Source organism: Agrobacterium tumefaciens, from assembly GCA_025560025.1.
Lineage (GTDB): Bacteria > Pseudomonadota > Alphaproteobacteria > Rhizobiales > Rhizobiaceae > Agrobacterium.
Genome location: CP048486.1, coordinates 927,246 through 954,226, shown reverse-complemented (window position 1 = coordinate 954,226; position 26,981 = coordinate 927,246). Strand labels below are relative to the sequence as shown.

At 58.6% G+C, this 26,981-nt stretch carries 20 protein-coding genes; 7 read left to right on the top strand and 13 right to left on the bottom strand.

Features of this window, described 5'->3' with window-relative positions; translation table 11 throughout:
- Positions 1-343: 343 nt before the first annotated feature.
- From gltB to FY152_18365, 3 genes are read left to right on the top strand one after another with little or no spacing between them, the layout of a single operon-like run.
- Positions 344-5,089: a glutamate synthase large subunit gene (gene gltB / locus FY152_18375; protein UXS34117.1), complete on the top strand. Its 4,746-nt coding sequence runs from the start codon at positions 344-346 to the stop codon at positions 5,087-5,089.
- Positions 5,090-5,097: 8 nt separating this feature from the next.
- A complete protein-coding gene (locus FY152_18370) occupies positions 5,098-5,256 on the top strand; it encodes a hypothetical protein (GenBank protein ID UXS33296.1) in 159 nt (52 codons plus the stop codon).
- A gap of 15 nt (positions 5,257-5,271) precedes the next feature.
- Positions 5,272-6,726 carry a glutamate synthase subunit beta gene (locus FY152_18365; GenBank protein ID UXS34116.1) on the top strand — a complete coding sequence of 485 codons (1,455 nt, stop codon included), beginning with the start codon at positions 5,272-5,274 and terminating at the stop codon, positions 6,724-6,726.
- Between the two features lie 178 nt (positions 6,727-6,904).
- Here FY152_18365 and FY152_18360 read toward each other — a convergent pair whose 3' ends face one another.
- From FY152_18360 to FY152_18345, 4 genes are all read right to left on the bottom strand, one after another.
- Positions 6,905-8,260, bottom strand: coding sequence for a HAMP domain-containing histidine kinase (locus tag FY152_18360; protein UXS34115.1), 1,356 nt, complete (start codon positions 8,258-8,260; stop codon positions 6,905-6,907).
- Complete coding sequence (locus FY152_18355; protein ID UXS34114.1) at positions 8,257-8,931, bottom strand: response regulator transcription factor; 675 nt, start codon at positions 8,929-8,931, stop codon at positions 8,257-8,259. Before FY152_18355 ends, FY152_18360 begins: the two co-directional genes overlap by 4 nt.
- A 203-nt stretch (positions 8,932-9,134) precedes the next feature.
- Positions 9,135-10,370 (bottom strand): DUF459 domain-containing protein, encoded by a 1,236-nt coding sequence (locus tag FY152_18350; protein UXS34113.1) that lies wholly within the window; start codon positions 10,368-10,370, stop codon positions 9,135-9,137.
- A 64-nt stretch (positions 10,371-10,434) separates the two neighbouring features.
- The gene (locus FY152_18345) at positions 10,435-11,658 is read right to left on the bottom strand and encodes a lytic murein transglycosylase (protein ID UXS34112.1); all 1,224 of its coding nucleotides are present in this window, start codon (positions 11,656-11,658) and stop codon (positions 10,435-10,437) included.
- A gap of 195 nt (positions 11,659-11,853) precedes the next feature.
- On the opposite strand from FY152_18345, the gene galU reads away from it, so the two are divergent.
- Positions 11,854-12,741 carry a UTP--glucose-1-phosphate uridylyltransferase GalU gene (gene galU, locus FY152_18340; GenBank protein ID UXS34111.1) on the top strand — a complete coding sequence of 296 codons (888 nt, stop codon included), beginning with the start codon at positions 11,854-11,856 and terminating at the stop codon, positions 12,739-12,741.
- A 63-nt stretch (positions 12,742-12,804) separates the two neighbouring features.
- Here the strand turns inward: galU and FY152_18335 are convergent, their stop codons facing one another.
- Positions 12,805-14,286, bottom strand: a complete 1,482-nt coding sequence (locus FY152_18335; protein ID UXS34110.1) for an outer membrane beta-barrel protein — start codon at positions 14,284-14,286, stop codon at positions 12,805-12,807.
- A 416-nt stretch (positions 14,287-14,702) separates the two neighbouring features.
- On the opposite strand from FY152_18335, the gene FY152_18330 reads away from it, so the two are divergent.
- Positions 14,703-15,068, top strand: a complete 366-nt coding sequence (locus FY152_18330) for a PAS domain-containing protein (GenBank protein ID UXS34109.1) — start codon at positions 14,703-14,705, stop codon at positions 15,066-15,068.
- Positions 15,069-15,128: 60 nt separating this feature from the next.
- Positions 15,129-16,124: a KpsF/GutQ family sugar-phosphate isomerase gene (locus tag FY152_18325; protein ID UXS34108.1), complete on the top strand. Its 996-nt coding sequence runs from the start codon at positions 15,129-15,131 to the stop codon at positions 16,122-16,124.
- A 3-nt stretch (positions 16,125-16,127) separates the two neighbouring features.
- Here FY152_18325 and FY152_18320 read toward each other — a convergent pair whose 3' ends face one another.
- The 6 genes from FY152_18320 to FY152_18295 form a co-directional block, all read right to left on the bottom strand.
- Complete coding sequence (locus FY152_18320; protein ID UXS34107.1) at positions 16,128-16,595, bottom strand: NfeD family protein; 468 nt, start codon at positions 16,593-16,595, stop codon at positions 16,128-16,130.
- Between the two features lie 2 nt (positions 16,596-16,597).
- On the bottom strand, positions 16,598-17,644 hold the full coding sequence (locus tag FY152_18315) for an SPFH/Band 7/PHB domain protein (protein UXS34106.1): 1,047 nt from the start codon (positions 17,642-17,644) through the stop codon (positions 16,598-16,600).
- 59 nt (positions 17,645-17,703) lie between these two features.
- Positions 17,704-18,738: a ferrochelatase gene (locus FY152_18310; GenBank protein UXS34105.1), complete on the bottom strand. Its 1,035-nt coding sequence runs from the start codon at positions 18,736-18,738 to the stop codon at positions 17,704-17,706.
- 349 nt (positions 18,739-19,087) lie between these two features.
- The gene (locus tag FY152_18305; GenBank protein ID UXS34104.1) at positions 19,088-21,025 is read right to left on the bottom strand and encodes a LysM peptidoglycan-binding domain-containing protein; all 1,938 of its coding nucleotides are present in this window, start codon (positions 21,023-21,025) and stop codon (positions 19,088-19,090) included.
- 216 nt (positions 21,026-21,241) lie between these two features.
- On the bottom strand, positions 21,242-21,616 hold the full coding sequence (locus FY152_18300; GenBank protein UXS34103.1) for a hypothetical protein: 375 nt from the start codon (positions 21,614-21,616) through the stop codon (positions 21,242-21,244).
- A gap of 147 nt (positions 21,617-21,763) precedes the next feature.
- On the bottom strand, positions 21,764-23,209 hold the full coding sequence (locus FY152_18295; protein UXS34102.1) for a homospermidine synthase: 1,446 nt from the start codon (positions 23,207-23,209) through the stop codon (positions 21,764-21,766).
- Positions 23,210-23,468: 259 nt separating this feature from the next.
- On the opposite strand from FY152_18295, the gene FY152_18290 reads away from it, so the two are divergent.
- Positions 23,469-24,377: a GGDEF domain-containing protein gene (locus tag FY152_18290; GenBank protein UXS34101.1), complete on the top strand. Its 909-nt coding sequence runs from the start codon at positions 23,469-23,471 to the stop codon at positions 24,375-24,377.
- Here the strand turns inward: FY152_18290 and FY152_18285 are convergent.
- Positions 24,374-25,009: a hypothetical protein gene (locus tag FY152_18285; GenBank protein ID UXS34100.1), complete on the bottom strand. Its 636-nt coding sequence runs from the start codon at positions 25,007-25,009 to the stop codon at positions 24,374-24,376. The genes FY152_18290 and FY152_18285 overlap by 4 nt on opposite strands.
- 99 nt (positions 25,010-25,108) lie before the next feature.
- Positions 25,109-26,959, bottom strand: a complete 1,851-nt coding sequence (locus FY152_18280) for a M3 family oligoendopeptidase (GenBank protein UXS34099.1) — start codon at positions 26,957-26,959, stop codon at positions 25,109-25,111.
- Between the last annotated feature and the right edge of the window lie 22 nt (positions 26,960-26,981).

Sequence of the window (26,981 nt, the reverse complement as noted above, 5' to 3'; positions counted from 1 at the left end):
CGATTTGGTAAGGCGTGACCGATGACCGAAAAAAGTTCTAGGACCTAACGTGGCGATTGGCAAATCCGGCAATGAAAGCAACGGGTCGGCCCGCTTTGAGACAAGAAAGTTTCGCGCAATAGGTCAGTATCGAAACTTCGCTGCAAAACGGTAGTTCGACTAATTGGATTCGTACCCTTGCTAAATCCACCGGTTTCTGCCAAAATTCTCACGAATTGAGACAGCTTTGCTGTCCTAAATTTGATCGAGCCGGGTTGAGTGTGGATTTTGCGGGAAGCAAAAATTCGCGTCGAGCCGGATCTTCGCATGAAACCATGCAGGTAATATTGCAGGAGGGACAAAAATGACGAACAAGCCGCAGGCAGAGATCGCCGCCGCAACCCTGACCACAGACTGTCCCACCGCGGCTGCGGCCGCACCCGTTTCTGCGAAGGGGCGTTTCGCGGGCGGCTTGCCGGAAAAGCAGGGTCTTTATGATCCCGCCAATGAACATGATGCCTGCGGCGTCGGCTTTGTGGCCCATATGAAGGGCCAGAAGTCGCACCAGATCGTCAAGGACGGCCTGTTCATTCTCGAAAATCTCACACATCGTGGCGCAGTCGGCGCCGATCCGCTGATGGGTGACGGCGCGGGCATTCTCGTGCAGATCCCCGACCGCTTTTTCCGTGAGGAAATGGCGGCGCAGGGCGTGACGCTGCCGAAGGCCGGTGAATATGCCGTCGGCCACATCTTCATGCCGCGCGATCCGTCCCGCATCGAGCACTACAAGAAGGTGATCGTCGATGTCATCGGCGAGGAGGAGCAGCAGTTCCTCGGCTTCCGTGACGTGCCTGTTGACAATGCATCGCTCTCCAAGGCCCCGGATATTGCCGGAACCGAACCGCACCATGTTCAGGTTTTCATCGGCGCCGGGCGTGACGCTGCCACCAATGCCGATTTCGAGCGCAAGCTGTTTCTGATCCGCAAGGTACTGTCCAACCGCATCTATGACGAGGGTGGCGGCAAGGAGACGCAGGATTTTTATCCCGTATCGCTGTCTTCCTCGACTATCGTCTACAAGGGTATGTTCCTCGCCTACCAGGTGGGCGCCTATTACAAGGATCTGGCGGATCCGCGCTTCGAATCCGCGGTTGCACTGGTGCACCAGCGCTTCTCGACAAACACCTTCCCGTCCTGGAAGCTCGCGCATCCCTACCGCATGGTCGCCCATAACGGCGAAATCAACACGCTGCGCGGCAACGTCAACTGGATGGCGGCGCGTCAGGCATCCGTTTCGTCGGCGCTGTTCGGCGACGATATCTCCAAGCTCTGGCCGATTTCCTATGAAGGCCAGTCGGACACTGCCTGCTTCGACAATGCGCTCGAATTCCTCGTGCGCGGCGGTTATTCCATGGCCCATGCCGTGATGATGCTGATCCCCGAGGCCTGGGCCGGCAACCAGTCCATGTCGGCCGAACGCAAGGCATTCTACGAATATCACGCCGCGCTGATGGAGCCGTGGGACGGCCCGGCCGCCGTTGCCTTCACCGATGGCAAGCAGATCGGCGCGACGCTCGACCGCAACGGTCTGCGCCCGGCACGTTATCTCGTCACCGATGATGACCGCATCATCATGGCGTCCGAAGCCGGCACGCTGCCGGTGCCGGAAGAGCGCATCGTCAAGAAGTGGCGTTTGCAGCCCGGCAAGATGCTGCTGATCGACATGGAAAAGGGTTCGATCATTTCCGACGAGGAAGTGAAGCACGAGCTTGCCGCCAAGCACCCCTACCGCACGTGGCTCGACCGCACGCAGCTCATCCTCGAAGAGCTGAAGCCGGTTGAACCGCGCGCGTTGCGCCGCGACGTGTCGCTGCTCGACCGTCAGCAGGCCTTCGGTTACACCAGCGAAGATACGAAGCTCCTGATGTCGCCCATGGCGACCACCGGTCAGGAAGCCATTGGCTCCATGGGTACCGATACGCCGATTTCGGCCATGTCGGAAAAGTCGAAGCTGCTTTACACCTATTTCAAGCAGAACTTCGCGCAGGTCACCAACCCGCCGATTGACCCGATCCGCGAAGAACTGGTGATGAGCCTCGTGTCCTTCATCGGTCCGCGTCCGAATATTCTCGACCATGAAGGTGCCGCCCGCGCCAAGCGTCTGGAAGTGCGCCAGCCGATCCTGACCAATGGCGATCTGGAAAAGATTCGCTCCATCGGCCACACGGAAGACCGTTTCGACACCAAGACACTCGACTTCACCTATGATGTGGAGCGCGGCGCCGAAGGCATGCCAGATATGCTCGACCGCTTGTGCGAGCGTGCGGAATCGGCTGTTCGCGGCGGTTACAACATCATCGTTCTCTCCGACCGCCAGCTCGGCCCGGACCGCATTGCGATCCCCGCCCTGCTGGCGACGGCCGCCGTGCACCATCACCTGATCCGCAAGGGCCTGCGCACCTCGGTCGGTCTCGTCGTCGAAACCGGCGAGCCGCGCGAAATCCACCATTTCTGCCTGCTGGCCGGTTATGGTGCCGAGGCGATCAATCCCTATCTCGCCTTCGATACCCTGCTCGACATGCACAAGCACGGCGCTTTCCCGAAGGAAGTCTCCGAGGACGAAGTCGTCTATCGCTACATCAAGGCGGTCGGCAAGGGCATCCTCAAGGTCATGTCCAAGATGGGCATTTCCACCTACCAGTCCTATTGCGGCGCGCAGATTTTCGACGCCATCGGCCTGTCTTCGGAATTCGTTGAGAAGTATTTCTTCGGCACCGCCACCTCGATCGAAGGCGTTGGCCTGACGGAGATTGCGGAAGAAACCGTGACGCGCCACACGGCCGCCTTCGGCAAGGACCCGATCCTTGCCAATACGCTCGATATTGGCGGCGAATATGCCTATCGCATGCGCGGCGAAAGCCACGCCTGGACGCCGGATGCGGTTGCCTCGCTGCAGCACGCCGTGCGCGGCAACAGCCAGGAGCGTTACCGCGAATTCGCCGGCATGGTGAATGAGACGGCGCTGCGCATGAACACCATTCGCGGGTTGTTCAAGGTCAAGTCGGCGGAAGCGCTCGGCCGCAAGCCTGTTTCCATCGATGACGTCGAACCGGCGGTCGATATCGTCAAGCGTTTCTCGACGGGCGCCATGTCCTTCGGCTCGATCAGCCGCGAGGCGCATACCACGCTTGCGATTGCCATGAACCGCATCGGCGGCAAGTCCAACACCGGCGAAGGTGGCGAAGAGTCCGACCGTTACATGCCGCTCCTGAACGGCAAGCCGAACCCGGAACGCTCGGCCATCAAGCAGATCGCCTCCGGCCGCTTCGGCGTGACGACGGAATATCTCGTCAATGCCGATATGTTGCAGATCAAGGTGGCGCAGGGTGCCAAGCCCGGCGAGGGCGGCCAACTGCCCGGCCATAAGGTGGATGCGACCGTTGCCAAGACCCGGCATTCGACGCCGGGCGTCGGCCTCATTTCGCCGCCGCCGCATCATGATATCTACTCTATCGAAGATCTGGCGCAGCTGATCTACGATCTGAAGAACGTCAACCCGGAAGCCGATGTTTCGGTGAAGCTGGTGTCGGAAGTCGGCGTCGGCACGGTTGCGGCCGGTGTCGCCAAGGCGCGCGCCGACCATATCACCATTGCCGGTTTCGATGGCGGCACGGGTGCGTCGCCGCTGACTTCGCTCAAGCACGCCGGTTCACCGTGGGAAATCGGCCTTGCCGAAACCCAGCAGACTCTGGTGCTGAACGGCCTTCGTTCGCGCATCGCCTTGCAGGTGGATGGCGGCCTGAAGACGGGCCGCGACGTCATCATCGGCGCGCTGCTCGGTGCGGATGAATTCGGCTTTGCCACCGCGCCGCTGATTGCGGCCGGCTGCATCATGATGCGCAAGTGCCATCTCAACACCTGCCCGGTCGGCGTCGCGACGCAGGATCCGGTTCTGCGCAAGCGCTTCAAGGGCACGCCGGAACACGTCATCAACTATTTCTTCTTCGTGGCTGAAGAAGTGCGCGAAATTCTCGCCTCGCTTGGTGTTACCAAGCTGGATGAGATCATCGGCGCTTCCGAACTGCTGGAGAAGGATGAGATGCTGGCGCACTGGAAGGCCAAGGGGCTGGATTTCAGCCGCATCTTCCACAAGGTCGAAGCTCCCAAGGAGGCGACCTTCTGGACCGAGCGCCAGAAGCACCCGATTGACGACATTCTCGACCGCAAGCTGATCGAGAAGTCGCTGCCGTCGCTGGAAAACCGCGAGCCCGTCGTGTTCGAAGTGCCGATCAAGAACGTTGACCGTTCCGCCGGCGCCATGCTTTCGGGTGCGCTTGCCAAGCGCTGGGGCCACAAGGGTCTGAAGGACGATACGATCCACGTCACCCTCAAGGGGACGGCGGGCCAGTCCTTCGGCGCGTTCCTCGCACGCGGCATCACCTTCGATCTGGTGGGTGACGGCAACGACTATGTGGGCAAGGGTCTGTCGGGTGGCCGCATCATCGTGCGCCCGCCGGAAAACACCCGCATCGTCGCGGAAAACTCGATCATCGTCGGCAACACCGTTCTTTATGGCGCAATCACCGGCGAATGCTATTTCCGCGGTGTCGCGGGTGAGCGCTTCGCGGTGCGTAACTCCGGCGCGGTCGCGGTTGTCGAAGGTGTCGGCGATCACGGTTGCGAATATATGACCGGTGGTATCGTGGTCGTTCTCGGCGAAACGGGCCGCAACTTCGCGGCCGGCATGTCCGGCGGTGTGGCTTATGTTCTCGATGAGACGGGCGATTTCGCCACCCGCTGCAACATGGCCATGGTCGAGCTGGAGCCGGTTCCGGAAGAGGACGACATGCTGGAGAAGCTGCACCATCACGGCGGCGACCTCATGCACAAGGGGCGTGTAGACGTTTCCGAGGACATGACGCGCCACGATGAGGAGCGTCTCTACCAGCTGATCTCCAACCATTTCCACTACACAAACTCGTCGCGCGCCAAGGATATACTCGACCGCTGGAGCGAGTTCCGTCCGAAGTTCCGCAAGGTCATGCCGGTCGAATACCGTCGTGCGCTTGAGGAAATGGAGCGCATGCGCATGGGCGTGGCGGCGGAGTAATCCGCCGCGTGAGGATACTACACCAACTGGTCTCGCTGATGATCGCGGTCGCCGTTCCCACGGCGATCTACTGGACGAGCGGCGAGACCGGATTTGAGTTCATCGTGCTGGGGGCGGCTTTTGGTTTCGCTTACTGGTACTGGGGCCCGACAGGCGCTCCGCTTTGATGTGAGGACATAAACGTGGGCAAGGTTACAGGTTTTCTGGAGATCGACCGGCAGGTGGGCAAGTATCAGCCCGCATCGGACCGCATCCGCCATTTCCGCGAATTCACCATTCCGATGTCGGATGCCGAGGTGCAGAAGCAGTCGGCACGCTGCATGGATTGCGGCATTCCCTATTGTCACGGTCCGACCGGCTGTCCCGTGCACAACCAGATCCCCGACTGGAACGATCTGGTCTATAACAACAACTGGGAAGAGGCGATCCGCAACCTCCACTCCACCAACAACTTCCCGGAATTCACCGGCCGCGTCTGTCCCGCGCCTTGTGAGGAGGCGTGCACGCTGAACCTCGAGGATGCACCGGTCGCGATCAAGACCGTCGAGCAGGCCATCGCCGACAAGGCCTATGAGCTGGGCTTTATCGTGCCGAAGCCGGCGACAATCCACACCGGGAAAAAAGTTGCCGTCATCGGTTCCGGCCCCTCGGGCATGGCCGCCGCACAGCAGCTTGGCCGCGCGGGTCATGAAGTGCATGTCTACGAGCGTGAATCGAAGCCCGGCGGGTTGCTGCGTTACGGTATTCCTGACTTCAAGATGGAGAAGAACTTCATCGATCGCCGTGTCGAGCAGATCAAGGGCGAAGGCGTTACCTTCCATTGCGGCGTCAATGTCGGCGTGGATGTGACGGTCGAGACGCTTCTGGCCGACCACGATGCCGTGCTTTATTGCGGCGGTTCGGAAACCCCGCGCCCGGCCGGTATCGGCGGCGCTGATTTCAACGGCGTTTACGACGCCATGCCTTACCTCGTGCAGCAGAACCGCCGCGTCGGCCGCGAAAACATCGACAGCATCGGCTGGCCTGCCGATCCGATCCTCGCCGGCGGCAAGCACGTCGTCGTTGTCGGCGGCGGCGATACGGCGTCTGACTGCGTCGGTACGGCTTTCCGTCAGGGTGCGGTGAAAGTCACGCAGCTCGACATCCGCCCGATGCCGCCGGAAAAGGAAGACAAGCTCGCGGTCTGGCCTTTCTGGGCAACCAAGATGCGCACCTCTTCGTCGCAGGCTGAAGGCGCCATCCGCGAGTTCCAGGTCGCCACGCTCGAATTCGTTGGTGAAGATGGCGTTCTGACCGGTGTGAAGTGCTGTCAGGTGGATGATCGCCGCAAGCCCATCGCCGGCACGGAATTCATCATCAAGGCTGATCTCGCCTTTATCGCCATCGGCTTCTCCGGCCCCTTCACCGATAGCGTGCTGAAGGAAATGAATGGCAAGCTGACGCTCAATACCGATCGTCGCGGTTCTACCAATGTGGTCGCCAATGAGACGGACTACAGAACCTCGGTCGACAAGCTGTGGGCGGCGGGCGACGTTCGTCGTGGCCAGTCGCTGGTTGTGTGGGCCATCCGTGAAGGCCGCCAGGCGGCACGCGCAATCGACGAGGCGCTGATGGGCGCAACCGTCCTGCCGCGCTGAGCCAGACGATGCGGCGCAGGCCGCCATCCGAAAACAGAAAGGCCTGTTGTGTTGCACAACAGGCCTTTTGTTTGACTGGAGAACCGAAATGCAACGAAGGTCTCGCATTCAGGCGACGGACACTATATCGCGCCTTAAAATTGCAATGACATTACGTGTTTCCGAAAATGAGATCGTTTCAGCAATAGGGTAGGCTGATGCGGAAGGAGGCGCCGCCGGTAGGTGAATCACCAATGGTGATCTCTCCGCCATGGTATCGGACGATTTCCTGTACGAGGTTGAGACCGAGTCCGGTGCCGCGATCTTTGGGCCTTAACCGATGGAACGCGTCGAACACGGCTTCCCGGTCTTCTTCGGGAATTCCCTGACCCTCATCGGATATGTCTATCACACGGTTGGCCCCGACTTTTATGGTGATGGTTCCGCGATTGCCGCCATGTTCGATGGCGTTTTGCACGATGTTCATAAGGGCGCGCTGCAGCGAGGCGTCATCCGCAAGGGCGAGGATCGGTTCTTCCTCTGGCTCGAATGAAAGCCCGTATCCTTGAGAAATCGCAAGCGGCGCCATGTCCGCCACGACCGACCGGCAAAGACCGACAAGATCAAGCGGGATAAGGGGCGCCTTTTGCCCGCCAAGTCGCTGCAGATCGAGCAATTGTTCGGCAAGCACGGCGATACGGCTGGCATCGGCCAATATTCTGCTCCGGTCCGGCCCGTCGAGCAGCGTTTCAACGCGGGTCTGGAGAATGGCGACCGGGGTGCGCAATTCATGGGCGGCATCGAGAATGAAACGCTTGTGCCGTTCATAACCATCGTCCAACCGCTGCAGCGCGCCGTTGACGGCATGCACGAGCGGCTGCACTTCCTGTGGAATATTACTGTCAGGCAATCGATATCCGCGTCTGTCGATATCGATGGTTTCCGCCGCATGCGCAATGGCGGAAAGGGCGAGAAATTCCCTGCGGATGATCCAGGGAATGGTCACGATCGTCACGATGGACATGAGAATGAGGATGGGCATGATCAATATGTTGGAAAACAGCAGGACCGGGAATGTCATGCTGAACGGGCCGCCTTTGCCGATCATGACGAATTCACCAGCCGGCCCCGAAGCACGGCGAACGACGGCGATGCGCACGACGGCGAGATAGGAATAGGACAATGCCGCGTCGCGCACATCCGAAACTTTGATGTCGCTAAGCTGTTGATCCATATTGCTGAAGACCTCCGGTACCGGCCCGCCCTGCACGATTTCACCTTTTTCGCTGACCGCAACGAACCAGAAATCGGGCATGTCGTTGCGCAGCGCGGCAAACTCCTCTGTTTCTTCCAGTCTCAGCCGGCCATCCTTGTCCCGCATGATTGCATTGGCGGTGATCTGGGCTGCCTGGGGGCTGAGCAGGGCGCTGCCTGCGCCGCCGCTCGACAGGTAAGCGACGAAGGCCGCACTGACGATGAAAAGGCTGCCGATCTGGAACAGCAGCAATTGAATTGTCAGGCGATGTTTGAGCGATTTCCGTCTGGCCAGCTTCATGCGGCCGCTCTCAGAAGATAACCAACACCGCGAATGCCGTGGACCTCAAGGCCCGCATCCGCCGCCTGCAATTTGCGGCGCAGGCGTGAAATATGGGAATCAAGCGCATTGGACTGGATTTCATCGTCGAAATTATAGACGGCCTCCTCCAGCACCGAACGAAGCACCGTTCGGCCCTGCCGACGCAACAGGGCTTCGAGAATAAGCAGTTCACGTCTGGTCAGGGGAATAAACTCCCCCTTGATGCGCACTTCCCGGGTTTCGAAGCAGAATTCCAGCTTGCCCAGTCTCGCCGTCATCGTTACCGCGCCTGCCGGTCTGCGCATCAGGGCGCGGATACGGGCAAGAAGCTCCTCGACGGCGAAGGGCTTGCCAAGATAATCGTCCGCTCCAAGGTTGAGACCGTTCACCCGGTCTGCAAGTGTTCCCTGCGCCGTTAACACGATGACGGGCGGGGTGACGGGCAGCAGGCGCAGATCTTCTATGAGTTCGATGCCGTCGCCATCGGGCAGTTGCCGGTCAAGCACGACAAGATCGTGAACACCGTCCATGATCGCATGGCGGGCAAGGTCGAGCGTCCCGACATTATCGACGATGATATCGAACCGGTGCAGGGCGGCGGACAGGGCTGCTGCCATTTCGCGTTCGTCTTCAACAAGCAGCAGGCGCATGACGTGTTCTCGGCAATGTCTGCGCGCTTTCCCCGCAGGGCCGCGCATGAAATAAAACAACAGCTTCGTGGATGTAACGAAGAGATATCGCCTTGCAAAAACGCGGTTATAGGCCGCGCTCCCGCAGAGCTTCACTTATCCTGCCATTTTCGGATTGCCTAAACATTACGCCCTGACGGGCTCTCATGCTGGTGATGTAGCGCCTATTGTCTGGCCTGTGCCGTATCCGGGACGATGCGGTAATCATCGATGCGGCCTGCCGGCGCATCGGCCATCTCGCCGCGTTTGGTCAGCCGCTCGCGTGGTGATTCCACCACCGATACGCGTGTCGGTCCTGCTGTCACCGGAGTATCGCCAAGCAGCTTGTCGCCGCCGTCAAGCGCCGGATCGGTAAGGCTGATCGGTTGCGTGCGCACCTGTCCCGCGTCGATGCCAAGCGCCGGCAGCGAAGTAAGCGCTGGCAGGTTGCTGCCGTCCAGTTTCACGAGATCAGGGCCGGCGCTGTCGAGGTGCCGGCGCACGAATTTCTCGACGTAAAAAGCAAGCTTGCGCTTGCCGGCGCTTGTCATGCCGACGCCATCGGCTTCGCGCAGACGGGCCTGCTGACCGTTCATGTCGTAACCGGTAATGACGAATTTCCCCGCCTCGTCGACGAAGCCGTCCCACACATCCACGAATTCGCCGCCATATTTCTCGACATGGCTGCGATAAAGCCGGTTGAAGCCGACCAGATCGGCTGTGAGCGAGGGCGACTGGAAGGCGGGCAGACCAACCCATAGCAGCGGCACCTTCTTGCGGCCCGCAATAGTCAGAAGTTCATCGATCCGCCGTTCATATTCCTTGAACCAGACATCGGTGCCGAATTTTTCCCTGATATCGCCGATCTGCATCTGCTGGCGATCGTTCGATCCCATCATGATGACGATCGTCGCCGGATTGGTCTCGGTTATGAATTGCGGCAGATTGGCGAACCAGTCGTAATAATCAGTGCGAACGAGACCTGAGGAGCCGTTTGCCCGCACATCGACGGCGATTGCCGGTGAACTGGCAAAGGCGTTGACCAGTTCCTCCCCCATGCCGCCGGCCAGAAAATCGCCGACGACCAGCACGCGCCTTGCATTTTCAAGTTTGGCGGCGGGTTCCGGTTTTATGGTTCGCATCTGAACCACCGACGGCGCTTTTCTCGCGGGTTGCGGGCGAGTGACGGCTCTTTCGCGTGGGGCTGATGGGAAATCCCGGCGGTTGCGGGGCTGGTATTCGCGGCTGGGCGCATCCTCCCGGCCTACAGGCCTGCCGAACAGCATTTCGAACAGGGTACGCCGCTGTTCCTGGGCGAAGCTTTGGGAAGGGACGAGCGGCGTGCACAGCGCAGCACAAAGGATGATGGCGCAGACACGCCAACCTGTCTTTCCGCTTTTCGCCGCAGGTTTCCTACTCATGGCATCGACCTTTCCGGATGGCTCGGCGGCGGTAACGACCGTCGCCGAATTCGCCGGCACATTATTAATTGCGCAGGGCTCTCAGCAATCGCTGCGACGGCTGGCCGTCATTTTCCATGCCCATGCGCGACTGGATGGCGCTGATTGCGGCCTTCGACCCGGAGCCGAAATTGCCGTCGATTTCGCCATCGTAATAACCCAGTTCCTTCATGCGGGTCTGGAGTTCGAATTTTTCACGAATATCGAGCGTGCCGTCCGGACGCGGCCATTTCTGCTGCATGCCGCCATAACCGGCAATTTCGTCCGCAAGCAGGCCAACTGCCAGCGCGTAGCTGTCCGATGCATTGTACTTCTTGATGGTGAAGAAGTTTTTCATCATCAGGAAACCGGGGCCGTTTGCGCCCCCCTGCAATTTCAGCATGGCGCGGTCGGAGCCGCGTGTGAAATTCTTCCCGTTCGGACGGGTAAAACCAAGCTTTGCCCATTCGGCAACGGTCTTCGTCTGGCCTTCATAACGCGCGCCGCCACGCGGTACGGCGGTCTCATAACCCCAGGTGCGGCCGGGCTCCCAGCCGTTCTTGGAAAGAAGATTGGCAGCGGTTGCCAGCGCATCGGGAACCGAGTGCCAGATATCGCGCTTGCCGTTGCCGTCGGCGTCCACCGCGTAAAGCAGATAGCTGGTCGGGATGAACTGGGTGTGGCCCATCGCCCCTGCCCAGGAACCCGTCAATTGCTTTGGCGTCACATCGCCGGCCTGCAGGATTTTGAGCGCGGCGATCAATTGTGTCCGCGCGAATTTGGCGCGCTTGGGGTCGGAATAGGCGAGCGTGGCCAGCGCCTGCGGAATATTGTGCAGTCGCTCCGGCTTTTCGAGAACGGCGCCGTAATTCGATTCCATCGACCAGATGGCGAGGATGATGTGTTTGTCGACATTGAAGTTGCGCTCGATCCAGTTGAGGGTCGTTGCATGCTTCATCTTCATTTCCCGACCGATCCGCACCGTATAGGGGTTAACGCGGGAATCGAGATAATCCCAGACCTGGGTGGTGAATTCCGGCTGAAAAGTTGCCTTGCGCAGCGCGTCCGGGTCCGGCTCGCTGACGCCGGCAAAGGCCTTTTGATATGTGGCCTTGCTAATGCCTTCTTTCGCGGCTGTTGCGTAGAACTGGTTGATCCACTGTCTGAACCCCGCATCTGCGTGAGCAGAAACGGGCGCCAGCGAGATTGCCAGACCTGCAGCCATCATGCAGCCGAATTTGCGGACACCTGAAAGGATCATCTTTGTCATCGTCAGTCTTTCGTTCTCTCGAATGTCATTTCGATTGCGAAAACGCATCGGGCGTCATCATGGATAACAAAAGAACGTCAACAAATTCTTTACCATTAATAGATGGTAGCGTCACCCTTTACAAAACGTTGTTATTTTTGAAATAACAACAGCGTGCGGGGATTGTGATCAAGTTTTATCTCTCAGGAGGGATATGTGGTAGAACAGAAGAAAATTCGGAAGGCCGTATTTCCGGTCGCAGGTCTCGGCACGCGTTTCCTGCCCGCAACCAAGGCGGTTCCGAAAGAGATGCTCACCGTCGTCGACAAGCCTGTCATTCAATATGTCGTTGATGAGGCGGCGGAAGCGGGCATCGAGCATTTTGTATTCGTTACCGGCCGCGGCAAGGCGGTCATCGAAGATTATTTTGATATTCAATTTGAACTCGAACAGATGCTGCGTGAGCGCAACAAGAATGCCGAGCTGACATTGCTGGCCGGCCTTCTGCCCAAGGCGGGCACGGCAAGCTTCACGCGCCAGCAGGTGCCGCTCGGCCTTGGCCACGCGGTATGGTGCGCGCGTGACATCGTCGGTGATGAGCCTTTCGCCGTGCTTTTGCCTGACATGATCATGCACTCGCAGAAGAGCTGCCTGAAGGGCATGGTCGAACTTTACGACCAGACCGCCGGCAACGTCATCGCCGTGCAGGAATGCGCTCCCGACCAGACGCATAAATACGGTATCGTCGGCGTGGGCGACACCGTTGGCGAAGGTTTCAAGATCACTGAAATGGTCGAAAAGCCTGCCAAGGGCACGGCGCCGTCGAATTTCTATATTAACGGCCGCTACATCCTTCAGCCGGAGATTTTCGACATTCTCGAAAATCAGGAGCGCGGCGCCGGGAATGAAATCCAGCTGACGGATGGCATGCTGACGCTCGCCAAGTCGCAGGAATTTTCCGGCTATCATTTCCGCGGCCAGACTTTCGATTGCGGTGCAAAGGATGGTTTCATCCTCGCCAACGTCGCCTTCGCTCTGGAGCGCGGCGATATTCGTCCTGCGATCGAGGAGCCGATTAAGGCACTTATCGACGGCCTGAAGTAATTCAGCCAAAATATGAGATTGGGATCCCGGCCTTCGCGCCGGGATTTCTGTTTTGGAGACAGTTTATCGCTTCAGGACAAGTCCTGCGCCGACACGCAGTTCGTTGCTGTCATAAACCGGCGTCCACTGGTAGCTGACATCCGCCGTCAGATCGAGATAGCGGTTCAGGCCCCAGGTCAGTCCGGCGCCTGCGGTATATTCCACGACATTATCGATGTCGGAGGAGGGGAAGGTGCGGTGAACGATCTGCCCCGTCAGTCGCGCGACCAGATTGCTGCGCAATTCGTGGGTCAGGCCGGCATCAAGGCGATAGGAAATCCAGCCACCCTGCGGGCCGCCGGCGAAGTCCTCAATCATCGTGCGCAGCCCGAGATTAACGTTGGTACCGCGCTGGGGTGACCAGTTCAGTTCGCCGTCCAACGTCAATGCGCCGATGGCGGCAAGGCGGTCGTCGTCATATTGTTTGCGCAGGTAGCCTATTGCGGCCTCGCCGCGTGTCTTCTCGCCGAGGTCTACCTCGGTTCCGATCTTCGCACCGTAGGAATTCGAGGAGCGGGCGTAACCGGAATTATCCAGGCGGCTGTCATATTTCGTCGTTCCGACGTTCAGTTCGAGGAAGGGGATCAAGGCCGGCGACAATTCGTAGCCAATGCGACCGCGCAGGTTTGCAGCCTTCTGGTCGCGGTCGCTCAGGCTGATCGGCTGGCCGTTCAGGCCCTTCGCATCCGTATAGACCGTTCGCGAAAGATCGAGCGCCGCCAACCCGCGCAGCTTGCCGAAATCCCGTTCAATGGATGCGCCGGTCGTGAAGCGGTGTTCGCCGCCCTGCACCGATGCGCCGGTCAAAGCGTTGGGATCTGTCGTATCTTCGCGGCTGAATTCGTAACCGGCCGTAAGATTGACGGTCGTTTCTTCACCGAGATCGAGGCGCAGATCGGCCTCGAGCCTTGCCCTCGGCTCTTCGCCATCCTTGTCGCTGCCGAAATTTCTTTCCCAGGCGCCGTCGCCCGTCACGGTCAGCGCGTGGCGAGACCAGTCACTGGTCAGCGTCCCACGTATGCCCGTTGTCAGGTAGTTGCGCCGGGAAGGCCCGCCGGTATTGCTCTGTTTTTCCGTATTGATCGTCTGGCTGATCGAAGGCCGCAGCAGGAATGTGCCGAGCCGGATCCCCGGCGTCTGTCCGGGTTGGGTCGGCACTTGCGGGTTTTCGCCACCATCGACCGTCGGTTCATAGGGGTTTTCGGCCTCGGCATAGGGCTGTCCCGCTTCGTCCTGCTGTTCAAAGATCGGATCACCGGGATTGTTGGAAGGCCGCCATAGCTGCTGCGGTGCGGGCGCGGGTGTGGCCGGCGTCGTGTTTGCCTCCGCCTCTTCCGCCGGGACGCCCGGAGGAGTTCCGGCGCGGGAAGGAGCCGCAGTCGGCACCGGCGTGACCACGCTCTGGGCAAAGGCGTTTCCGGACGTGCAAAGAAGCGTGCAGGCAAGCAGCATGGTTGCTGCTTTCCGCGACGTCGACAGACGTGTGGCGGCGCCCCTCACATTCATTCCTCTTCACCCGGCGAATCTGGCCGATGCCGGATCGAAAGTTCACCAAGGCATCTCTGCCGGCCAATGACGACAGGCCGTTGAGAATGACGTGGACAAACCGGCGATCAGGCAGACGACGCAAGTTTTAACATCGCTTTAACAATAGGTTTTTTATGGTTAACAGTTGATAAAGATTGCCGGGATTTCAGCGCTGCGGTCATAGCCAGGAAATCCGTCGCCGTTGTCGTCTGATCGGGCAGCCGGATTTTCCGAGGCGAGGCCGCTCGAGGAAATTTGCCATAATGCAAAATATTTCTAATATGATCAGATTTAAACGTTTCAATTTGGCACGGAATCGCCCTATGATTAGCAGGAACTGGCTATAATTTCTTAGCAATTCCTATTGATTTTTATTTTTGTGACAGCGTCTTTTCATGAATCCCGTTTTGAACATCAATCAGGTTGGTTTTTATTGCTGGGATATTACCAACGATCGATTTTATCTGGACGAAATATGCGCTGAACTCTTCGGAATTCCGCTGCGACAGGCGATGCAGGGCATCAGTATTTTCCAGATGCTTGAAAAAGTGGATCTGGATCATCGAAATAGCGTCATCGAGACCGCGTTGACCACGCTGAAGGCGGCAAGTTTCTACAGCCAGGAATATGCCGTGCGCCGAGACGACGGCTCGGTGTCGTGGGTGAGGACCGTCGGACGGTATCTTGTCGATGAAGAAAACATCCCCTTTAAGCGACTGGGAACGATGGAGGAGATTTCTCCACCGGACTTGCGACACTAAAACACGGCGCTTTTCCGCTGGAGAGTGGACTTATTCCGGGTGAAAGAGTAACAGTCGGCCATGATTACGCGCGCCGTCAAACTGGTCGAAGACAATGCCATCGAATCCGCCGTGCGGACGATTTCGATGGAGCGGGCTGGCCTTGCTGCTCTTGAGGACGCTCTCAGAAACGGGCTTTCCGAGCCTTTCTGCAAGGCGATCGAGACCATTGGCCAGTCGAATGGCCGTCTCATCATAACCGGGGTCGGCAAAAGCGGACATATAGGCGCGAAGCTCGCGGCCACCTTCGCCTCCACCGGAACGCCTGCCTTTTTTGTGCATGCGGCCGAGGCCAACCATGGCGACCTGGGCATGATTGGCGGCGATGATGTAATTCTCGCCATTTCCAAGGGCGGTGAGAGTGCCGAGCTGCGCAGCATCATCAACTATTCGCGCCGTTTCTCCATTCCGCTGATCGCGCTGACCTGTTCGGAAAATTCGTCGCTGGCGAAAGCTTCAGATATCGTGCTTCTGGTTCCCAATGAACAGGAAGCCTGTCCGCTCGGTCTCGCGCCAACAACCTCCACGTTGATGCAGCTGGCACTCGGCGATGCCCTTGCCGTTGCGCTTCTGGAAGCGCGCAATTTCACTGCCGGTGATTTCAAGGTGTTTCATCCCGGTGGCAAACTGGGCGCCAGCCTCACGCTGGTCAGCGATATCATGCATACGGGCGATCGTGTGCCGCTGGTCGATAAGGGAACGGCCATGCCGGAAGCGGTCGGCGTTCTCTCCCGCAAGCATTTCGGCTGCGTCGGCATTCTGGACGAGGATGGCCGCCTGTGCGGCATCGTTACCGAAGGTGACATGGCCCGCAACCTGTCGCGCAACCTCGCGGAATTGACGGTGGATGACATCATGACCCGCAATCCGAAAACGGTGAAAAAATCGGTGCTGGCGACCAGCGCCCTGGCGACGCTGGAAAAATATCATATTGGCGCGCTGATCGTGGTGGATGAAGACAACAGGCCCATCGGGCTGGTGCATTTCCACGATCTTCTGCGGATCGGCGTCGCCTGATCGTCAGGATCGGTCGAGCGGTTCTATAACCAAGGTGCGGCCACGTGCGGCTGCGATCCTGACCCGTGTTCCGGCAGGCATATCCTCGCCGTTGACGGACCACCACGTATCATCCAGCCTTATCCGGCCACGCCCTTCGACGATCGGTTCCTGCAGGGTTGCCGTGCGACCGACAAGGCTTGCCTCCCGCTGGTTGAGAAAGGGTTCATCGCTGGTGTCCCGGTTCCTGCCGAAATATCTCCGGCCGAGCAGGGCAAAGATGATGGAGAGGGCGGCAAACAGCACGAACTGCAATTGCCATGCCCAGAATCCCGCTTCCCAGAAAAACAGCGAGAGCGCGCCGATGACCAGCGCGGCAAGCCCGATCCAGATCAGGAATACACCCGGAGCGACCAGTTCGGCGGCCAGCAGAATGAAGCCGACGATCCACCAGCTCCATGGTCCAAATTCTGAGGCAAGCCGTTGCAGCATCGTCACTTCTCCGATGAAGAACCGAAGGGATTGCCGGGAACCGTGACGTTGATGGTCTGTCCGGAAGACCGTGTTGGCGGCACGGAGCGGGAAGGCGTGGGGGCAGGTGCGGTTGGCGCATCGCCCCTGTCGCCGAACACCTCTTTCGCAATCGTGCCGATACCACCGAGAGAACCAATCAGCGCCGAGGCTTCCATCGGCATCAATACGATCTTCGAATTTTTGGCTGTGCCGATCTCGGCGAGCGCTTCGGTGTATTTCTGGGCAACGAAGTAGTTGATGGCGTGGACATTACCGGCGGCGATGGCTTCCGACACCATGCGGGTGGCGTTGGCTTCGGCCTCTGCCAGGCGTTCGCGCGCCTCGGCATCGCGGAACGCCGCTTCGCGCTGACCTTCCGCCTCAAGAATAGCGGATTGCTTTGCACCTTCCGCGCGCAGGATCTGAGCGTTTCGCGCACCTTCGGCTTCCAGAACCTGCGCGCGTTTTTCACGCTCGGCCTTCATCTGCCGTGCCATGGAATCGACGAGGTCCTTTGGCGGCGCGATATCCTTGATCTCGATGCGCGTGACCTTGATGCCCCATGGTCCCACGGCCTCATCCACCACGCGCAGCAGGCGATCATTGATCGCATCGCGGTTGGACAGCAATTCGTCGAGATCCATCGACCCCATTACCGAGCGGATGTTCGTCATGGTGAGGTTTTCGATCGCCATTTCCAGATTGGAAATCTGGTAGGCGGCCTGTGCGGCATTGAGCACCTGATAGAAGGTGACGGCATCGGCGGAGACACTGGCATTATCGCGTGTGATAACTTCCTGTGTCGGTATATGGAGCACCTGCTCCATGACATTCATTTTTGAACCGATGCTTTCGATGAAGGGTACGATGAGGTTAAGGCCGGGCTCGAGCGTGCGGGTGTAGCGCCCGAACCGTTCAACCGTGTAACGATGTCCCTGCGGCACGGTCTTGATACCGGCAAACAGCACCAGAATAACCAGCACCACCGCTGCCAGAACAACAATATCGAAACCGCCCAATTCAATCATCACATTTCCTCCAGGGTAAGAACCGTCAGGGGTTTTACCCCAGCATCGTTATGGCAAGATTACACCCAGCCTTGCAACTCCCGACGCACAACCTTTTCGAGAACATCCATGCCCTCGGCGCTGTCGTTAAGACAGGGGATATGGGTGAATTTCTCGCCGCCATTATGCAGGAAAATCTCACCGGCTTCACCGGCAATTTCTTCAAGCGTCTCAAGACAATCCGATACGAAGCCGGGATTCATGACAGCAATGCGCTTGATACCCTCCGAAGCCAGTTTTTCCACGGTCTTGTCAGTATAGGGCTGCAGCCATTCCTCCGGCCCGAAACGCGACTGGAAGGTGATCATGAAATTCTTGTCTGTCCGTCCCAGCGCCTCGCGCAGCAGGCGGGCGGTTTTCTGGCAGTGACAGTAATAGGGATCACCCTTTTTGAAATAGGATTGCGGAATGCCGTGGAAGGAGGTGATCAGCATCTCCGGCTCCCAGTCCAGCGTCGCCAGATGGTTTTTGACAGAGGCGGCGAGCGCGTCGATATAGGACGGATCGTCATGATAGGGCGGCACGGTGCGAAGCGCAGGCTGCCAGCGCAACTTCATCAGGTGCTCGAATGCCTTGTCGTTTACGGTTGCCGTGGTCGATGCGGCATATTGCGGGTACAGCGGGAAAAGCAGGATTTTTTCACAGCCCTGCTCCTTCAGCGCATCGATTTTGGAAGCGATGGAGGGTTGGCCGTAACGCATGGCCCAGTCAACGACGACATTGGGCAAATCCTTCAGCGCCTCTGCCATGAGCTCGCCCTGGCTGCGGGTATAGGTGCGCAGATAACTTTCGTTCCGCTCGTGGTTCCAGATTTCCTCATAGGCCTTGCCGACCTTCTGAGGGCGTTTGTTGAGAACGATGCCGTACAGGATCGGATACCAGTAGAGCCGGGACCATTCGATCACGCGCTTGTCGCTTAAGAATTCCGCCAGATAACGGCGCATCGGCCAGTAATCCGTACCATCAGGCGTGCCAAGATTGACGAGCAGGACGCCGACCTTGCCAAATCTTATGCCGGGATGGTCTACGGGGAGTGCGGATAGTTCTATCGCCATGAATGACACCCTGAAATTCGGACTGTTTGCACAAGAGCTTTCCGTTTGGGAGAGGGCGGAAAGGCTCCATCTTTTGTTTTATGCATACCGACGAGAACCCTGACGGATCCTGTCGCAAATGCTTGAGCTATACGCCCCTGTCGTCAATTTGTTCACGTGTTCTAGACGAAATTTCTCAGGATTGAACCACCGGTGGAGTTGATTTCCGGGGCTGGCTGACAGGCACGATGCCCTTTTGCAAAGTGCGGCCTGTAATGACCTGTTTTTTATAGGAAAATAAGAAGCCGACCCCGTGGTTGAGGGTCGGCTTCCGGTCTGCGGCAAATTGCCCTGTCTGGTCGCTACCGGCTTATTGCGCCGGAAGCTCCAGTTCCTCACCGATTTCGATGTGGTTCGGATGCTTCAGCGTGTTCGCCTTGGCAATTCTGGTCCAGAGAGCGCCGTCGCCATATTTTTCGGCAGCGATCTTCCAGAGCGAGTCACCCTTTTCAACGACATATTTGCTGACGGCAGCAGCGGCTGCCGCAGGCGCAGTAGCGGCCGGTGCGGTGGCCGCAGGCGCTGCGGGTGCCGGGGCCGGTGTGGCGGCTGGAGCAGGTGTGCTTGCTGCAGGCGCCGGGGCGGTTGCCGCGGGTGCCGGTGCTGCGGGTTTTGCCGGAGCCACGTAACCGGCGGGCGTGACTTCGCTGATGCGGCCATCCGTATAGGGCTTATAGGGGCTGTTTGCGGTGATATAGGCGGCGACTGCCTCTTCGAGGTTCGGGCCGAAGTCATAGGCGTTGATTGCCTTGGTCGCAAAGACCTTGAAGCCGTCACCGCCGGTGCGCACGTAGTTATTGGCCGCGACAATATAGGTCTTGGCCGGGTCGAGCGGCGCGAAAGCGTCCCCTTCCTTGACCTCAACCGAAACGACACGGCTGCCGGCTGGCTTCGAGCGGTCGAAGGAATATTTCAGGCCGGAAACCTGCATGAAGCGGCCCGCACCGTCATCGATCTGGCTGACGCCGTTTTCGAGAGCGGCGCGAATGTCCTCGCCCTTCAGCTGGAAGGTTGCAACGGTGTTCTGGAACGGCAGAACCGTCAGGACCTCGCCCATAGAGACATCGCCACCGTCGATGGAGGAGCGCAGACCGCCGCTATTGGCGAAAGCAATGGTGACGCCCTGATCCTTCACACGGGCAAGCGTTGCATCCGCGACCAGATTGCCCATGGAGCATTCCTTGACGCGGCAAATCTTGCGGTCGCCCTCGATCGGGCCTTCCGAAGTGCCGACAACCTTGGCTTTCAAAGCCTCGATCGGCGCTTTCAGCTCATCGATACGCTTGAGCGTGGCTTCATCGGGCTTGAAGGAGGAATCGATCAGGATTGGATCGCCCTTGCTTTCCTTGACCACGCCGCTGTCATCGAAGACGACGCGCAGGTCGCCGAGATATTTGCTGTATTGCCCGGCCTGAACGACCGGAACCTTGTAGCCGCCGGGATTGTCGACGAGTGTCGGATAGGGGCCTTCGGCCTTCTGGTCGGTGTTGGAAAGCAGGGTATGCGAGTGACCGCCGACTACGACATCCACATCCGGAATTTTCGCGATGAATTCGAGGTCGCGCGGATATCCGACATGGGTGAGGGCGATGATCTTGTTGACGCCGTCCTGCTTCAGCTTCTGCACCTGTTCGCTGATTTTCGCGACGTCTTCGGCAATGGTGATATTGGGGCCGGGCGTCGCCAGTTCCGCCGTGTCATTGGCCACGGCGCCGACGATGCCGATTTTCTGCCCGCCGACTTCAAGAACGATGGAAGGCTTGACGCGATCTCCGATTTTGGAGGCGGCGGTGGCGACCACATTGGCGGTCACGACCGGAAACTGAACCTTGTCGAGGAAACCTGCAAGACCGTCCTCGCTATCGTCGAACTCGTGGTTGCCGACGGTCATGGCGTCGAACTTCATGGCGTTCAGCACTTCCGCTTCCACCGTGCCCTTATAGGTGGTGTAGAACAGCGATCCCTGGAAATTGTCGCCGGCATTGAGCAGCAGAACGTTCTTGCCTTCAGCCTTCAGGGCATCGCGGGTCTGATTGATGGCGGTCAGAAGACGGGCGGCGCCGCCGAAGCATTCGTTTTTGCCTTCTTCTTCCGCCGAGCAGGTCGAGTCGAACTTGTTGATCGATTCGATACGGGAGTGAAAATCGTTGATGTGAAGAATATTGAGCTCGTAATCGGCCAGAGCCACTCCGGCTGAAAGCGTTATTGCCGAAACGCTCAGCATGCCCAGTCCCAAAATTTTCTTCATGGTCCCTCTCTCCTGTTCAAAGCGGAAGCCCGGGCCGGTCGATCATCATCCGGCCGTGCTTATTCTCTAATCTGAAAACATGTCAGTCTTTCAAAGCGCGATGTTTCCATTTAGCGGCAGCTGCCGCAAGCGAAATTATGACAGCCGCGCAATAAAGAAGAACGCACGCCTGAGGCGTGCGTTCCATAAGGTCATCTCATTGAAAAGGTGATGTTATCAGCCTTGACGTGTCAGCGAGAACTGACTGTTTGTGTCTGTCGTGCAATTCAATTGTGACGGGGAGACGAGAGCGCAGTTGACGCGCGACTGCGTATTGCGCACCAGGGACGTCATGTTGATTTCGTAGAGTGTCGGCGAAATCGTGACATAGGTGCCGGAGGCCAGAAGCGTATTAGTGTCGGTCGAACGCGTGGAGAAAGCGCCGTTCTGGAATGTCGATACGATGCCGTTACGGTCGATCCAGCGGCCATCGACGGCCGGCCCGCGGGCAAGCGATGGGGCCATCGAGGTCTGCTGGGAGGGACCCGGCGCGACGCATGAAGACACCGCGATGGCGGCTGAAAGCAAAGCAGCGCTTGTCTTGAAGTTCATGAGCCTGTTCTCCTGCGATTCGATGAAACCCTTGTGCTTCGACCATGCCGTGAAGCGTTACTTATTTCAAGGCAACGTTGTTTGCTCTCCCGGGTTCCTGACGTCCCGCATGAAAGCGCCGGCGTGACAAATATGAGACTCCGTCCCTCAGCGCACCAGAATATTGCGGAACTGCCAGGGGTCGGACTTGTCGATATTGTCGGGGAACAGGCCGGGTCGACCATCGAGCGGTGTCCAGTCCGTATAATGTCCCTCGACCGGGCCGAGATAGGGGCGCTGCACCTCGAGGCACCGGCGGTAATCCATTTCGTCCGCCTCAACGATGCCCACCTGTGGATTCTCAATTGCCCAGACCATTCCTGCCAGAACTGCCGAACTGACCTGCAATCCGGTTGCGTTCTGGTAGGGGGCAAGCGAGCGCGCTTCCTGCAGGCTCAGCCGTGATCCGTACCAATAGGCGTTTTTGTCATGGCCATAGAGAAGAACACCCAGCTCGTCGGCGCCGTCGACCAGTTCGTCTTCGCCGAGCACATGCTGGATCGGCTGGGCCGTGCCGCCATTGCCGAAAAGTTCGTGCAGGGAAAGAATGGCGTCGTTGCAGGGGTGATAGGCATAATGACAGGTAGGGCGGTAGATCACGCCGCCATCGTCATTGCGAAGGGTGAAATAGTCGGAAATCGAGATCGCCTCGTTATGGGTGACCAGAAATCCATATTGCGGGCCCTGGCCCGGGCACCATGTTCGCACCCGCGTATTGGCGCCGGGCTGATCGAGATAGATGGCCGCCTTGCTACCCTTTTTCTGTTTTTTTGCGTTTTTGGGCATCCAGTTTTCATGCGTTCCCCAGCCGAGTTCGGCGGGTTGAAAACCTTCTGCAATAAAACCCTCGACGGACCAGGTGTTCCAGAAAGCGCCGAAGGGCTTGGGTTCCCTTGCCCGCTGCGTGTCGCGCTCGGCCACATGCACGCCTTTGACGCCAAGCTGTTTCATGAGCTTTGCCCATGCTTCCCGGTCATGCGGCTGCGGCTCCTCGATGTCGAGACCCGTATCCCTGGCGAGGTTGATCAGCGCCTGCTTCACGAACCAGGATACCATGCCCGGATTGGCGCCGCAGGTGGAAACCGCCGTGGTGCCGCCCGGTTTGCGCGCCTTTTCCTTCAGCATGGTCTCGCGCAGCGAATAATTGGTTCTGGAGGCGTTGTCGGCGTCGGCGTCGAAATAAAAACCGGGCCATGGCTCCACCACGGTGTCGATATAGAGCATGCCGTGTTTGCGACAGAGCCGCATCAGATCCACGGATGCGGCATCGACCGAAAGATTGACGCAGAAGCCCTGACCCTGAACCCCTTTGAGAAGCGGTTTGAGAACCTCCTTATAGTTCTCCTTGGTCAGATGTGTGCGGATATGGCGAATGTTCCTCTCGGCCAGAAACGCAGCGATATCCTCGCGCGGGTCGATGACGACGAGCCGGGTCCTGTCGAAATTGAAATGACGTTCGATCAACGGAAGAGTACCGCGCCCGATGGAGCCGAAGCCGATCATGATGATGGGGCCGTCAATATCGCCGTAAATCGGGTGGTTTGCATCCGTCATTCGTCAATTTTCCTTTTTCAGCCAATAAGTAAGCTAGATCATAAAAGCGTGCCACAATAAAGGGCAGGCGGATGACGGACATATGACGGTGGCGGTGGTGAGATGGCCGCGCGCATCCTTTCCACCACATTCTGCCTCTTCGCATTTTAGATAGTGCGTTTATAATTAGGTTCTTCTTTTCGTATATATGTCCAAAGGCTTGGGGGCTTTGGACGGATGACGACGGGGGAGTTTTTCGCCATCACAGGAGAGTTGCCTGTTGGATAGTCTTATCGAGCGTGTCGCAGCGCTTCAGAGTGCCACCCCCGTTCTCATTGCCCTCTATGATTCCGGGGATCGGTTGCGGCATGCCAACCCATCATTTCGGGAGAGCTTTCAGCTTGCCGCCGGTGATTTTCCGACCTGGGCGGATATCATGCGGCTGAACCAGCGGCTGGGCACCGGCGTCGTCATCAGAAACAACGATTTCGAGGGGTGGCTGATGTCAGCGCAGTCCCGGCGCGGCAAGCTGCCCTATCGCGCCTTCGAGATGGACATGTATGACGGTCGCTGGTTCTGGATGACGGAGACGGTGCAGCAGGATGGCTGGATGCTCTGCGTTGCAAGCGACGTCACGGAATTGCGCCAGGGCTACAGAGCCCTGCGGCAGGACCGGGATCTTGCGGTGCGCGCTTCGCAGACGGATGAATTGACCGGAACGGCAAACCGGCGTTTCGTTTTCGCGAAACTGGCCCTACAGGTGGAGCGGGTGGGCAAAGGCCTTGAAGCACCCTTTTGCCTTTGCACCCTCGATATCGATTTTTTCAAGCAGATCAACGATCGTTTCGGCCACAAATGCGGCGATGCGGTTCTGCGCGATTTCGTCGGCATCGCCCATTCCGTTATCCGCCGGGTGGACTGTTTTGGCAGGATCGGCGGTGAGGAATTCATGCTTGTCCTGCCGCGCAGCTCGGTTTCGGAAAGCCGTGAGATTGTCGAGCGGTTGCTGCAAAGGGTACGCCTTTCAAGACCTCTCGCCGATTTTCCGGATTTCTCGTATAGCTGCTCCGCCGGCATGACGTCCTATCGCATGGCGGAAAGCGCCGACGAGATTTTCATGCGCGCCGATCAGGCGCTTTATGCTGCCAAGGAGAAGGGCCGCGACCGGCTTCTGGCTGTGACGGCCTAAACCAGTTCCGCCGCAATCAATCCATGCAGCGAATTGCCGACGAAGAGCCGCCGCCCGGCAATATCCTCCGGCTTCAGTGCCTGTCCGCGTGCCTTGCGCTCACGGATAAGATCAGCGCGCAGGACGCCCGGCAGAATGCCGCTGTCGAGCGGCGGCGTCAGTAGTTGCCCGTCCGGCAATTCGACGAAGATGCTGGTGGACGATCCCTCGCATAACTCTCCGCGTTCGTTGAGCAGCAAAACCTCGTCCGCATCCGCGGCTGAAAATTCGGCACGGGCGGCATCATAGGGTTCCCGGCGCGACGACTTGTGGCGATAGAAGGTATCGGCGGAATCGAGAGTGGTTTGTTTCGCGATGCGGACCCGCCAAACCGTGTTCTCCCGCAACGGCTGGAAATCAGCCGTTTCGATGTCCAGTTCGCCCTTGTAGTTCATGATCAACTTGACGCAGAGCGGGGTTTCGCCGCCGACCTTCTTTTCCAGAACCTGGACCGCATTGACCGGTGCGCGAAAACCAAGCGCATCGGCCGAGCGCAACAGCCGGCGCATATGCTGGTCAATGCGCTGAAAGCCGGTTTGCGGCTCCCAGCGCAGTGTTTCTCTCAGGGTCAGATCGGCGGGTTTGCGCTTCATTGCCTTTGCTCGTCGCCTGTCGTCATCATTGGTGTCCATACCGGCGATATCAACCGGCAAAGCTTGTTCGAAATAGGATAGCCCTGCCGGCTGGCGAGGTTAAGCCTGTTTGTTGTCCAGCGCTTCCAGCTCGTCGATCAGCCCCTCGATCATCGAAAGGCCCTTGTCCCAGAAGGAAGGATCGGTCGCATCAAGACCGAAGGGTTTCAAAAGCTCGGAATGGTGCTTGGTGCCGCCCGCTTTCAAAAGCTCGAAATATTTATCCTGAAAACCGGTCTCGGCTTTCTGGTAGACCGCATAAAGCGAGTTCACCAGGCAGTCACCGAAGGCATAGGCATAAACATAGAAGGGTGAATGGATGAAATGGGGGATATAGGTCCACCATGTCTCATAACCCTCGGAAATCCGGATCGCCGGGCCGAGGCTTTCGGCCTGAACGGAAAGCCACAATTCACCGATCTGTTCAGAGGTCAACTCGCCCTGTTTGCGGGCGGTGTGCAGCTTGCGTTCGAATTCGTAAAACGCGATCTGTCGCACGACAGTATTGATCATGTCCTCGACCTTGCGGGCGAGCATGGCCTTGCGTTCTCTCACGTCCTTGGTGTCGTCGAGCAGCTTGCGGAAGGTCAGCATTTCACCGAAGACGGAGGCTGTTTCTGCAAGCGTCAGCGGCGTGGCGCACATCAGCGCGCCCTGGCCGCCGGCCAGCACCTGATGCACGCCATGACCAAGCTCGTGGGCGAGCGTCATCACATCACGCGGTTTGCCGAGATAGTTGACCAGAACGTAAGGGTGGGCCGATGGCACGGTGGGGTGTGCGAATGCACCCGGCGCCTTGCCGGGGCGGGCGGGGGCGTCGATCCATTCCTCATCGAAGAAACGGCGGGCGATATCGGCCATCTCAGGGGCGAAATCGCCATAGGCGGAAAGCACGGTATCCTTCGCCTCATCCCATGGAATGATCGTATTGGACGTATCGGGAAGCGGCGCGTTGCGGTCCCAGTAGTTCATCTGTTCCATGCCGAGCCATTTCGCCTTCATGGCGTAATAGCGATGCGAAAGGCGCGGATAGGCGTTTTTGACGGCGGCGGCCAGCGCATCAACCACCTCGCGCTCGACGCGGTTCGCCAGATGGCGGCTGTCGGCAATGTCTTCGAACTTGCGCCAGCGGTCGGAAATATCCTTGTCCTTGGCGAGCGTGTTGGTGATGAGGGTGAAGACCCGCAGATTCTCCTTGAAGGTGGCGCTCAGCGCTTCCGCCGCCTTCCTGCGGGTTTCCGGCTCCGGCTCCTGGAGCATGTTGAGCGTCACTTCCAGCGGAAGGCTTGCGCCGTCAATATCAAAACGCAGATCGGCCATCGTCTCGTCGAACAGACGGTTGAAGGCCGAGGCGCTGGTCATCGACTTTTCAAGGAACAGCTGTTCCAGCTGGTCGTCAAGCTGGTGCGGCTTGTCCTTGCGCAAATCCACGAGCCAGGGCCGGTAATGCCCTGCCGCTGCATCATTTGCCATGCAGGCGTCCATCACCGCATCGTCGATGCGGTTGAGTTCAAGCGTAAAGAACAGGAGGTGGGCGGAAATATCCGTCAGTTTCGCCTGCGCGTCGCCGTAAAGCTTGCCGTTTGCCGGGTTCGACGTATCGGAAAAATAGGTCAGTCCGGCAAAGGAGCCGATGCGGCCGATGAGATCGTCCAGCGCTTCATACTCCTTGAGAGCCGCGCCGATGCCGTTGGCGCCTGTCGCCTTTGCGGCGGTCTCAAGCTTGCCCTTCCATTTATCCTCGAAAGCCGTCGCCATCGCCGCCGCCTTCTCGAGATCACCCTTATATTCTGGCGAATCGCCCGACGGATAGAGATCCGAAAGCTTCCAGCCGGGCAGGTCGCCAAGCACGGGACCGGAGGTTTCCGCAAGGGAAAAGACGGGTTGCGGAATGGAGCGATTAAGGGTCATCGGACGTATCCTTCTGGTTATG

Excerpts from the sequence above, each read along its gene's own strand:
- gltB (UXS34117.1), top strand. The coding sequence starts at position 344 with ATGACGAACAAGCCGCAGGCAGAGATCGCCGCCGCAACCCTGACCACA.
- FY152_18360 (UXS34115.1), bottom strand. The coding sequence starts at position 8,260 with ATGAAGCTGGCCAGACGGAAATCGCTCAAACATCGCCTGACAATTCAA.
- FY152_18355 (UXS34114.1), bottom strand. The coding sequence starts at position 8,931 with ATGCGCCTGCTGCTTGTTGAAGACGAACGCGAAATGGCAGCAGCCCTG.
- FY152_18350 (UXS34113.1), bottom strand. The coding sequence starts at position 10,370 with ATGAGTAGGAAACCTGCGGCGAAAAGCGGAAAGACAGGTTGGCGTGTC.
- FY152_18345 (UXS34112.1), bottom strand. The coding sequence starts at position 11,658 with ATGACAAAGATGATCCTTTCAGGTGTCCGCAAATTCGGCTGCATGATG.
- FY152_18335 (UXS34110.1), bottom strand. The coding sequence starts at position 14,286 with ATGAATGTGAGGGGCGCCGCCACACGTCTGTCGACGTCGCGGAAAGCA.
- FY152_18330 (UXS34109.1), top strand. The coding sequence starts at position 14,703 with ATGAATCCCGTTTTGAACATCAATCAGGTTGGTTTTTATTGCTGGGAT.
- FY152_18325 (UXS34108.1), top strand. The coding sequence starts at position 15,129 with ATGATTACGCGCGCCGTCAAACTGGTCGAAGACAATGCCATCGAATCC.
- FY152_18320 (UXS34107.1), bottom strand. The coding sequence starts at position 16,595 with ATGCTGCAACGGCTTGCCTCAGAATTTGGACCATGGAGCTGGTGGATC.
- FY152_18315 (UXS34106.1), bottom strand. The coding sequence starts at position 17,644 with ATGATTGAATTGGGCGGTTTCGATATTGTTGTTCTGGCAGCGGTGGTG.
- FY152_18310 (UXS34105.1), bottom strand. The coding sequence starts at position 18,738 with ATGGCGATAGAACTATCCGCACTCCCCGTAGACCATCCCGGCATAAGA.
- FY152_18305 (UXS34104.1), bottom strand. The coding sequence starts at position 21,025 with ATGAAGAAAATTTTGGGACTGGGCATGCTGAGCGTTTCGGCAATAACG.
- FY152_18300 (UXS34103.1), bottom strand. The coding sequence starts at position 21,616 with ATGAACTTCAAGACAAGCGCTGCTTTGCTTTCAGCCGCCATCGCGGTG.
- FY152_18295 (UXS34102.1), bottom strand. The coding sequence starts at position 23,209 with ATGACGGATGCAAACCACCCGATTTACGGCGATATTGACGGCCCCATC.
- FY152_18285 (UXS34100.1), bottom strand. The coding sequence starts at position 25,009 with ATGAAGCGCAAACCCGCCGATCTGACCCTGAGAGAAACACTGCGCTGG.
- FY152_18280 (UXS34099.1), bottom strand. The coding sequence starts at position 26,959 with ATGACCCTTAATCGCTCCATTCCGCAACCCGTCTTTTCCCTTGCGGAA.